Origin of the sequence: Ruminococcus flavefaciens ATCC 19208 (assembly GCF_000518765.1) — a bacterium.
Taxonomy (GTDB): Bacteria; Bacillota; Clostridia; order Oscillospirales; family Ruminococcaceae; genus Ruminococcus; species Ruminococcus flavefaciens.
This window is the reverse complement of sequence record NZ_KI912493.1, coordinates 130387-131199: the sequence shown is the minus strand read 5'-3', so window position 1 is coordinate 131199 and position 813 is coordinate 130387. Positions and strand designations below refer to the sequence as shown.

At 47.8% G+C, this 813-nt stretch carries 1 pseudogene; it reads left to right on the top strand.

From position 1 onward, the window contains the following. Window positions 1–813 (top strand): annotated as a pseudogene (locus tag L870_RS19785) (hypothetical protein); the annotation flags it as partial.

Below are 813 nucleotides of genomic sequence, written 5' to 3'. Positions count from 1 at the left end.
TGAGAAGAAGCCCGAGCCGAAGGCTGAGAACAAGCCGCTCGAGAAGAAGCCCGAGCCAAAGGCTGAGAATAAGCCGGTCGAGAAGAAGCCCGAGCCGAAGGCTGAGAACAAGCCAACCGAGGCAAAGCCCGAGCTAAAGGCTGAGAACAAGCCTGCTGAGAAGAAGCCAGAGCTAAAGGCTGAGAACAAGCCAGCTGAGAAGAAGCCCGAGCCGAAGGCTGAGAACAAGCCAACCGAGGCAAAGCCCGAGCCGAAGGCTGAGAACAAGCCTGCTGAGAAGAAGCCCGAGCCAAAGACTCAAAATAAGCCCGGTGGGACGATCCATGCAGTAAATAACGATAACAAGCCTTCTCAGACAAAGTTCAATGATAAGAAAAAGGCAGTCAGCACCGATGACGGCAATGAGCTTGCACAGAAGATCATGGACTCCATTCCCGATTCGGAGAAGCAGAAGTTTAAGGACTTGGGAAAAGATGATCTCATAAACAGCAAGAAGAAAATAGATACCTCGCCTGAGCCTGTTAAGTTGGATAAGATGCTTGACATAAAGCATGAAAAGGGCAGGGACAACACCATTTTTGCTCCTAAGAATGAGGACAAAAAACATGATGATTCGAAGAAGTCATCGGAAAAGAGTCCATTTGCACCGAAGCCAGATGAAAAGGCTGAAGAGAAGAAATCTGAGGGCATCAAAAAGACTGAAAAGCCCGAGATAAAGAGCTCTCTTGCATCAAAGCCAGATGAAAAGGCTGAGAAGAAGAAATCTGAGGACATCAAAAAGACTGAAAAGCCAGAGATAAAGAGTTCTCTTGC